The sequence below is a fragment of the Pseudoalteromonas sp. Angola-7 genome (assembly GCF_028599255.1).
GTDB lineage: Bacteria > Pseudomonadota > Gammaproteobacteria > Enterobacterales > Alteromonadaceae > Pseudoalteromonas > Pseudoalteromonas atlantica.
Window position 1 is genome coordinate 89,390 of record NZ_JAQREL010000018.1, and the last position, 10,230, is coordinate 99,619.

7 protein-coding genes are annotated in these 10,230 nt (G+C 40.2%); 4 read left to right on the forward strand and 3 right to left on the reverse strand.

The window, feature by feature from the left end; genetic code table 11:
• Nucleotides 1–177: 177 nt before the first annotated feature.
• Nucleotides 178–1,566 (forward strand): ATP-dependent RNA helicase DbpA, encoded by a 1,389-nt coding sequence (gene dbpA, locus PSH50_RS19005; protein WP_273587992.1) that lies wholly within the window; start codon nt 178–180, stop codon nt 1,564–1,566.
• Here dbpA and PSH50_RS19010 read toward each other — a convergent pair whose 3' ends face one another.
• Nucleotides 1,567–2,130, reverse strand: a complete 564-nt coding sequence (locus PSH50_RS19010; RefSeq protein ID WP_273587994.1) for a DNA-J related domain-containing protein — start codon at nt 2,128–2,130, stop codon at nt 1,567–1,569.
• A 75-nt stretch (nt 2,131–2,205) separates the two neighbouring features.
• Here PSH50_RS19010 and PSH50_RS19015 point away from each other — a divergent pair, with 75 nt between their 5' ends.
• The gene (locus tag PSH50_RS19015) at nt 2,206–5,019 is read left to right on the forward strand and encodes a tetratricopeptide repeat protein (protein WP_273587995.1); all 2,814 of its coding nucleotides are present in this window, start codon (nt 2,206–2,208) and stop codon (nt 5,017–5,019) included.
• Between the two features lie 221 nt (nt 5,020–5,240).
• On the opposite strand, the gene rho is transcribed toward PSH50_RS19015, so the two are convergent.
• A complete protein-coding gene (rho, locus tag PSH50_RS19020) occupies nt 5,241–6,500 on the reverse strand; it encodes a transcription termination factor Rho (RefSeq protein WP_004588958.1) in 1,260 nt (419 codons plus the stop codon).
• 182 nt (nt 6,501–6,682) lie between these two features.
• Nucleotides 6,683–7,009: a thioredoxin TrxA gene (trxA, locus tag PSH50_RS19025; protein ID WP_004588957.1), complete on the reverse strand. Its 327-nt coding sequence runs from the start codon at nt 7,007–7,009 to the stop codon at nt 6,683–6,685.
• A gap of 91 nt (nt 7,010–7,100) precedes the next feature.
• Between trxA and rhlB the strand changes: the two genes are divergently transcribed.
• Nucleotides 7,101–8,378, forward strand: coding sequence for an ATP-dependent RNA helicase RhlB (rhlB, locus tag PSH50_RS19030; RefSeq protein ID WP_054983731.1), 1,278 nt, complete (start codon nt 7,101–7,103; stop codon nt 8,376–8,378).
• A 44-nt stretch (nt 8,379–8,422) separates the two neighbouring features.
• Nucleotides 8,423–9,916 (forward strand): guanosine-5'-triphosphate,3'-diphosphate diphosphatase, encoded by a 1,494-nt coding sequence (gppA, locus tag PSH50_RS19035; protein WP_096040975.1) that lies wholly within the window; start codon nt 8,423–8,425, stop codon nt 9,914–9,916.
• Nucleotides 9,917–10,230: the final 314 nt, after the last annotated feature.

Below are 10,230 nucleotides of genomic sequence, written 5' to 3' on the forward strand. Positions count from 1 at the left end.
ATTTTCGGGGATCTTAATGAAAACTAGTATCATTTGCAACTTTTTTATTAACAAGGATTAACGCATCGTAAAATAATGGTCATCGGGTATTAATGGTTGCCTTATCTGAATTCTGCTATTATAGAGCCATATTTTGGGGCTAAGCCCTGTGTTGTTTTTATTATTTTGGAATTAATTGTGACTTCTACTGCATTTTCATCTTTGGCTTTACCTGCTGGTTTAGTTGATAATTTATCAACACTTGGCTACTCGCAAATGACGCCTGTACAAGCGCAAAGCTTACCGCCGGTTTTGGCAGGTAAAGATATAATTGCGCAAGCAAAAACCGGCTCAGGTAAAACAGCTGCTTTTAGTTTAGGTGTGTTAGCTAAATTAAATGTAAAACGTTTTCGTATTCAATCGCTTGTACTTTGTCCTACGCGCGAGTTGGCTGAGCAAGTGGCGGTAGAAATGCGTAAACTTGCCCGCGGTATTCACAATATTAAAATTTTAACCTTGTGTGGCGGGGTTTCTATTGGCCCACAAATAGGCTCGCTTGAGCATGGCGCGCACATTATTGTGGGTACACCTGGGCGAGTGGACGATCATATTCGCAAAGGCACACTGCGTTTAGACGATGTTGAAACGCTGGTACTTGATGAGGCAGATCAAATGCTTGATATGGGTTTTCAAGATACCCTTGATGCCATTATTGAGCACATACCGCAAAATCGTCAAACGTTGTTATTTAGTGCAACCTTTCCGCGTGCAATTGAAGCTATTGCAAAGCGCGTATTAAAAAATCCAGAGATGATAAAAGTAGAAGAAGAGCAAGAAAAAAGCACAATAAAGCAATACTTTTACAAAATGGATAACAACAAACAGCGTTACTCAACACTTAAATTATTACTACTTAAATTTACACCACAAAGCTGTGTTGTTTTTTGTAATACCAAGGTAGAAACACAACAAGTTTGTGATGATTTAGCAAGTGAAGGCTTTAGTGCAGTGGCGTTGCACGGTGATTTAGAGCAGCGTGATCGCGAACGTACGTTAATTCATTTTGCTAATAAAAGTGCCTCAATATTAGTTGCTACCGATGTTGCCGCGCGTGGCTTAGATATTGACGACATGGACATGGTAATAAATTACCATTTAGCACACGACCCACAAACCCATGTGCACCGTGTAGGGCGCACAGGCCGAGCGGGTAAAAAAGGTATTGCATGCTCTATTTACGGTGAGGCTGAGCAGTTTAAAGTGGCGCAAATAGGCGACCATTACGAACGAGACTTTTTGCCAGAGCCAATGCCAGCTTTTAGTTTATTAGAAAAGCCGCCTTACAAGCCTGAAATGGTTACCCTAATGATCGACTCGGGCAAAAAGCAAAAAGTGCGTGCTGGTGATATTTTAGGTGCACTTACTGGCAAAGATGGTGTTGCAGGACGCCAAGTAGGTAAAATAAATGTACTCGATAACGTCGCCTTTGTAGCCGTTGAGCGCAATGCATCAAAACCTGCACTACGTAAATTAACCGAGGGCAATATTAAAGGGCGTAAAATTCGTGCCCGTCGCCTTACCCGTTAATTACGTGTTTTGAGCAGCTAGCTTTAGCTGCTCATACTCGGCTCTTATTTGTCTAAATTTACATGCACTCCCAGTTTGCTTATCGGGGTGATGTTTTAATGCCAATTGCCGCCAGCGCTTTTGTAGCATAGCCAGGCTAAAGTTTGGCGGTAATTGCCAAGCCTTAAGTAATGGCTCAATTCGCCCAACTGGTTGCTTTATTAGTGGGTTAAATTGCTGCCAAAAACTATCTAATAATGCCTCTATGTCTTTGGCACTGGTGTCGTAGTTTTCCCAGTTTAAATAGTAACTTTGTAAATGGGATTGCGTTGCTACATTGCTACTTGGCTCTACAAGTTCAATATGTAATGACGATATAATTAAGTGCTTGGGTAATAGCTGTGTTTGCAGCTCAAATAAAGCATTCATAATTAAAAAATTCTTTTTAAATAAATTTTGCTCAGGGTTTGCATCTAAAGGTGGTAGCACCCCTTGTTGAGCGAGCGTTGCAGCTAAGATATGAACTTTCCAAACACGCTGAGTTAAAAGTAGCTCAAAAATCTCATCAATCAGGGGGTTAAGCATTGTTTGCACTCGTTTTGTTGTGTATCTTCAATAAAGATTACACTGACTAAAGCTAAAGTTTGAAGGAATAATATTATGCAAGGCAAATTGAAGTGCCTTTTATTTGTTTTATGTTGTGTGTTCATACTGCCAAGCTTTGCTCAAAATAGTGTATCTTTATTTGATGAATTTAAAAAAGAGCAGCAGTGGGACGTAAAACTCACGCTCGGTAATGCACTGCTTGAAGCAAAAAATATTACAGAATCCCAAAAGGTCAGTGTGTATTCTGAACTTGCCGATTTAGCCTTCTCCTCAGATGATTTTGAAAATGCCCTGCTGTATTTTAAAAAATTAGAACAGCACACTTCCTTAAACTACCTACCAGATATGCACTTTAGAGCCATTAAAATGCAAGGCGTTGTGTTTTATTTTCAGGGATATTTTCAGCAAGCTATTGTTGAATATAGCCGCGCCATGGTGATTGTTGAAAAAAACAATAAGCAAGTAGAGCTTGCAAACCTGCTAAGTAATATTGGTTTAGCGTACTTTGAAATGAATAATATGGAGCTAACGCTCGAATATTATTTAAAAGCAAAAGAGATTTATGAGAAAAAGGGCAGTGCTCAAGACCAAGCTGATATTTTGCTAAATATCGCAGGGGTGTACATAAGGTTATCGCGTTACGAAAGCGCCATTTTATTTTATAAAGAAGTACTTAAAGTTTATCAAAAATTAGCTGATACCAGCGGCATAGCGCAAGTTAACAATAATTTAGGGGTTGCTTACTACGAAAGTTCGCAATTTGATTTAGCGCTGCATTATTACCAAATGGCACTGCGCTATTATATTTCTACCAATGATTATAATAAGTTATCTACCCAATATACTAATTTAGCAAACATCAATTTAATTCTTAATAACGTGGATGTTGCCTACGAGCAAGCTAAATTGGGGGTGCAAAATGCCCTTAAAATTGCCAATCACAGTTTAGAGCTTAACGCCTTACATGCACTGGCTAAAATACAATTTGTGAGAGGCGAGCTTGCTGATTCGCAAAAAAGCTTAGATAAAGCAACCGATTTGGCCACACAATATAATAGTGTGCGTATAAAGCGCGATGCTTTTGGTACACGCTCGCTCCTAGAGGCAAGCAAAGGCAACTACGCTGAGGCATTAACTCTGCACGAAAAGTTTGTAGCAGAGCAGCGCGGTATAAATAGCGAAACAATTACCAGCGCCTTAGCTGTATTACAAAATCAATTTAAAGCTACTCAGTTAAATCAAGAAATTCAAAAGCTGAAGCAAGAACGAAAAGTACAAAAGTTAAAAATGAGCCAACGTTCGCAGCTTACGGTTTTTATTTTTGTTTTATTATTTTTAGTAATTGTAACGGGCACCGCGCTTTATCGTCGGGGCGCCGAAAAGCGTGCTAAGCAGTTATTAAAAGAACAAGTCGCGCAGCGTACAGCAGAGCTACAAGCTATTGCCCAAGAGCTACGAGAAGCAAATGATGTTAAAAGCCAGTTTTTGGCAAATATTAGCCATGAAATTAGAACCCCGCTCACCGCTATTTTAGGCCAAACAGATGATTTAATTAATGGTTTGTACGAGCCTGAAAACCTACAAGACGAATTAAAAATAATTCAACGACATAGCGATCACTTAAAAAGTTTAATTAATGACGTACTTGATTTAAGTAAAATAGAAGCAAACAGATTAGAGCTTAATATTTCGTGCTTTGACATAGTGCAGCTAGTTAGCGATGTGCATGCCATGTTTATTACGCAGGCTAAGGCGAAGCATTTACAAATTCGTTTTGATAACCATGTAGGCAATGCGTTTTATACCAAGCTTGATTTAATGCGGGTGAAGCAAATACTCATTAATTTATGTGCTAATGCTGTTAAGTTTACTCAGGCGGGGCAGGTTGTTGTGTCTTTAAACAAAACCGAGCAAGGGCTTGTTTTTATAGTTAAAGACACCGGTATTGGCATGAATTCATCACAGCTAAAACAAATATTTGAATGCTTTAGCCAAGCCGATAACAGTATTAGCCGCCGCTTTGGTGGCACCGGATTAGGGCTTAGTTTGTCTCAACAGCTAGCCTCTATGATGGGCGGCTATATTAGCGTACAAAGTGAGTTTAAGCGCGGAAGTCAGTTTTCGCTGTTTTTACCCTGTGTAGAGGTCGAAAAAGAGCTAGATGAGTACGAACATGTAAGCGCCGCTGAACAGGTTAAGCAGTTAACCGGGCGCGTAGTACTGGCTGAGGATCATCCCGACAATCGCAGACTCATAAGTCGTTATTTACGTTCTATGGGGCTTGAAGTTATTGCGGTAGAAAATGGCGAGCAAGCGGTTGAGAAGTGCCTACAAATATACCCAGATTTAGTGCTGCTTGATATACAAATGCCTATTATGGACGGGCGCGCTGCGTTTTCGTTGTTGCAACAGTGCGGCTTTCAAGCGCCTATTTTTGCTTTAACGGCCAATGCAATGAGCCATGAAGTTGATGATTATCTTGCCCTAGGGTTTACAGGGTATTTAGGTAAGCCATTAGATAAAAACGCGTTTTATAACACCCTTTCCCAGCATTTAGGTGAAGCAAAACAAGAGGCAGCCTATACAGCTAAGATAGACATGAGCGACTTAGTAACAAGTTTTAAGCAAAGCTTCACGTTTGAAAGCGAAACCATAAGTCAGCACCATAATAGTAATGACCTAGAGGCACTACAAAAAGACAGCCATCGTATTTTAGGTGCTGCGCAAATGTTTGCGTTAGACGATATTGCCAAGGCCGCTAAAAATCTCGATATGGCTTTACTCAATAAACAAAGCCAAAGTAAAGAGCACATTCAAAAGCTTGTAGATGAATTACAGCGTGTACTTAAAAAATATAACGAGAGTTAATTATACCAATCGTGTTAGGTTATTAGACATTTATAGCGACAGATAAATAGAGTGGTCATAAGGCATAAGTTTTGACACCTAGTTGTTCTACATAAGAAATTTATAACGCCATTAACGCTTTATTTAGTATGCTAGAAAGGCTAAATATCTAAGCCGATTGGTATTTCGTTTAAACATAAAAAAAGCGCCCTAGGCGCTTTTTTTATGTAACGAAAACGCGCTTATTGGCGTTTCATCGAATCGAAGAATTCATCGTTCGTTTTGCTCATAGAAAGCTTATCAATTAAGAATTCCATTGCATCAATCTCTGACATTTCATGAACAATCTTACGTAAAATCCACAGCTTTTGTAGCTCATCTGGCTTAGTAAGTAGTTCTTCACGACGCGTACCAGAGCGGTTAAAGTCGATGGCAGGGAATACACGCTTTTCAGCAATCTTACGATTTAAGTGTAGTTCCATGTTACCGGTACCTTTAAACTCTTCGTAGATAACTTCATCCATTTTAGAGCCCGTGTCGATAAGAGCTGTAGCTATAATCGTTAAGCTACCGCCTTCTTCAACATTACGTGCAGCACCAAAGAAGCGCTTAGGCTTGTGCAATGCGTTAGCATCAACACCACCGGTAAGTACTTTACCTGATGAAGGAATAACAGTGTTGTAAGCACGCGCTAAACGGGTGATTGAATCAAGCAAGATAACCACATCTTTTTTGTGCTCAACTAAACGTTTTGCTTTTTCAATAACCATTTCTGCAACTTGTACGTGGCGAGAAGCTGGCTCATCAAACGTTGATGCAATAACTTCACCTTTAACGAGGCGTTGCATCTCGGTTACTTCCTCCGGACGCTCATCAATAAGTAAAACCATTAATGTAACATCTGGGTGATTGTGAGTAATTGATTGTGCAATGTTTTGCAGTAGCATTGTTTTACCCGCTTTAGGCGGTGCTACTAACAAACCACGTTGGCCACGGCCAATTGGAGATGCTAAATCAAGTACACGAGCGGTAATGTCTTCTTTACTGCCGTTACCGCGTTCCATACGAAAACGTTCGTTTGCATGTAGTGGGGTAAGGTTTTCAAAAAGAATTTTAGTGCGAGAGTTTTCAGGTTTATCGAAGTTAACTTCATTTACTTTTAATAAAGCAAAGTAGCGTTCGCCATCTTTAGGTGGACGAATAAGCCCTGAAATAGAATCGCCAGTACGCATGCTGAAACGGCGAATTTGGCTTGGAGATACATAAATATCATCTGGGCCAGCTAAGTAAGATGCTTCTGATGATCTTAAAAAACCAAAACCATCTTGTAAAATCTCTAGTACACCGCCACCGAAGATGTTCTCTCCGCCTTTGGCGTGTGCTTTAAGAATGGCAAAAATGATATCTTGCTTTCTTAAGCGGGCTACGTTTTCGAGCCCCATGGACTCAGCTAAGTTTACAAGTTCTTTTATAGACTTGTCTTTTAATTCGCGTAAATGCATATTGGTGGGTTCTTTATTACAATTGTCATACTCAAAATCGCTTTGATAGTTGAGTGAGGTTTGTTGAATATAACTAAGGATTAGTTGGCTTTATAAACTAGCAGTTCACTGGCATAGCGTCCAGTCTTTATACAAAATAAACACAAAAAAAGGGCAAAAACGCCCTTTTTTTTAATTTTTACTTAGATATTGTTTTCTAAGAACTCAATAAGTTGAGTTTTAGAAAGCGCACCAACTTTCGTTGCAGCTACTTGGCCGTCTTTAAAAAGAAGCAGAGTAGGAATACCACGAATACCAAATTTAGGCGGTGTACCCGCGTTTTGGTCGATGTTTAATTTAGCAACTGTTACACGGCTTTCGTATTCATCAGCTACTTCATTAAGGATAGGGGCGATCATTTTACAAGGTCCGCACCACTCAGCCCAAAAATCTACTAGTACAGGCTTGTCTGATTGTAATACGTCAGCTTCAAAGCTATCGTCAGTAATTTGGATTATTTTCTCGCTCATTGCGCTCTCCGATTTAGTTAGGCGAAATATTTAGTGCGTATTTAAACACTCTTGTTTCTTATTGCAAGTTTAAACGTTATGCTTAAACGCTATGACTAAGACACATTTGACCGATAAAAAGTTTTCAGACTTTGCTATCGCACCGGAAGTGGTTGCCGGTTTAACCGAAAGTGGGTTTGAATATTGCACACCCATTCAAGCAAAATGCCTACCTTTTATTTGTGACGGACGCGATATCGCGGGCCAAGCACAAACAGGTACAGGCAAAACGTTGGCGTTTTTAACTGCCACGTGCCATCGGTTATTACAATCTAGCAAAGCACCTAGTAAACATCCAAGAGCCCTGATCATGGCCCCGACTCGGGAGCTTGCGATTCAGATACACAAAGATGCTAAAATTTTAGCGCCGCACTGTAATCTTAACTTAGGTTTAGTATATGGTGGCGAAGATTACGAAAAACAACGTGCACAATTAGAAAAAGGCGTTGATATTTTAATTGGTACTACAGGTCGACTAATCGATTTGTACAAGCAAGGCTGTTACACCCTTAATGAAATTGAGGTAGTTGTGCTTGATGAAGCCGATCGTATGTTCGATTTAGGCTTTATAAAAGACATTCGTTACATGTTCCGCCGTATGCCAGATACAGCAGATAGATTAAACCTATTATTTTCTGCCACGCTTTCTTATCGCGTGCAAGAACTTGCCTTTGAACATATGACCAACCCTGAGCACGTTCAAATCGAGCCAGACGTTAAAACAGGTAAGCGAATTAAAGAAGAGCTATTTCATCCTTCTCAAGAAGATAAAATTAAGCTGCTATTAACTTTAATTGAGGAAGAATGGCCAGACAAAGCCATTGTGTTTGCCAATACAAAGCACAGCTGTGAAACAGTGTATGCCTGGTTAAAAGCCGATGGCCACCGAGTAGGTATGCTCACTGGCGATGTAAACCAGAAAAAACGCCAATCTATATTAGCGCAATTCACCAAAGGCGAATTAGACTTTTTAGTGGCAACCGATGTGGCAGCACGTGGGCTACATATCCCTGAGGTAAGTCATGTATTTAACTTTGACCTGCCAGATGATTGTGAAGATTACGTTCACCGTATTGGCCGTACAGGTCGTGCGGGCGCATCAGGTCATGCAATTAGCTTTGCATGTGAGCAGTACGCTTATAACCTGCATGAAATAGAAGAGTATATAGAGCACAGCATTCCTTTATCACATTATGATAAAACCGCATTGCTAGATGATTTAACAAAGCCTACTATTCAAAGAAAGCGCAACTATTCTACAGGCCCACGTAATCGTAGTAATAATAACGGACGTCGCCCAAATAATAGTTACCAAAAAGGACGGTCGTAACTCGGCCGTTACTGTACGTAGTAGTAACTAGAGGTTTTTGAACGGTGGGGCAATTTAAACCGCAAAAAAATGTGTATGCAGTCATTGATTTAGGCTCAAATAGCTTTCATATGCTTATTGCTAAATCAATTGCTGGCGGCCTACAAACTATAGGCCGCGTTAAACGCAAAGTAAGATTAGCCGCAGGGCTTGATAAAGATAACGTATTAAGCACTGAGGCAATGCAGCGAGGCTGGGAGTGCCTTGCACTTTTTGCTGAGCGCCTACAAGACATTCCAAAACAAAATATAACCATAGTAGCAACGGCCACTTTACGTCTTGCGACGAATGCCGATGTTTTTAAAGCACAAGCCGAAAAAATCTTAGGCCACACTATTAATGTAATAAGTGGTGAGCTAGAAGCACGCACTATTTATAAAGGCGTAGCACACACTTCATCATGCACTGGCAAGCAGCTAGTTATTGATATTGGTGGTGCAAGTACCGAAGTCGTTATAGGTAAGGGCTTTGAGGCACTGCACTATAAAAGCTTAAATATGGGGTGCGTTACTTATTTAGAGCGCTATTTTAAAGATTGCCAATTAAGTGAAGCAAACTTTAACGCTGCTATCAAAGCTGCCCACGAAGTCATTGATGAAATTGCCCCTGAGTATAAACAAGCAGGTTGGCAAATTGCATCGGGTGCTTCTGGCACGGTGCAAGCCATTCAAGAAATAATGGTTGCGCAACACTTAGATGAACTACTCACTCTAGAAAAGCTAAATAAAATAAAAGAGCAATCAATAACGTTTAGCACTATCGCTGCACTAGACTTACCTGGTCTAAGCGAGGAGCGCAGATTAGTTTTTGTATCTGGTCTTGCTATCTTAATTGCACTATTTGAATCACTTGAAATTGAAAAAATGGGATTAGCTGGCGGTGCACTACGCGAAGGTGTGCTTTACAGTATGGTGCCCGAGCTTCATAACAACGACATTCGTAAACGCACCGTTGATGGGTTTATGGACCGTTACCATGTTGATCAAAAGCAAGCTAATCGAGTATCGAGCTTAGTTATTCAACTGGCAGAGCAAGTAGGTGAAAGCTGGCCGCTTGTTAGTGAAAATGCGTTGCCGCTTTTAAAAGCCGCAGCACAACTACACGAAATTGGTTTATTAATAGAGTACAAGCAATATCACAAGCACACAGCCTACATTATAGAAAACACCGATATGCCAGGTTTTTCACAATCTGAACATAAAGTGATTGCTGCTGTTGCCAATGCTCATCGCTCCGATATTCAAAAAGGAAGCTTCGACGTTTTAGGTGCACATAGTACACTTACCCAATACTTAGTTAGGTTATTAAGAATTGCCGTAATATTATCGATGCGCCGACAAGACGACGTACTTCCTAAAATAGAGTTATCTGTAGAAAAAGACACCTTAGACTTAAAGTTTGCCAATAACTGGTTAAAAGAACACCCTCTTATGGCTAGTGAGCTACAACAAGAGTCTAAATTGCAAAGTAAACTCGGTTGGAAACTCATCGTAAACTAATATAAAAGGCCCGTAAGGGCCTTTTTAGTGTTTAAAGTAACCACTTTGCTTTAATTTCACGCGAACAGTCATTTATTTCAAGTTTTCTTCAAAAAAGGGTTGATCTGTTTTCGGATCTCCCTATAATGCGACCCCACTGAGACGGCAGAGCGCAACGCATAGCGAGGCACGAGCTACTCAGTGAGTTGAGTAAAACTTAGTTTTAAAAACTTTCAAGTTTAACAAAATTAAGTGTTGACAAAAAAATAGGAAAGCGTAAGATGCGCAGCCCTAGCGAGATAAAGTTTAACGCTTTAATCGCAACGTTCTTTAAC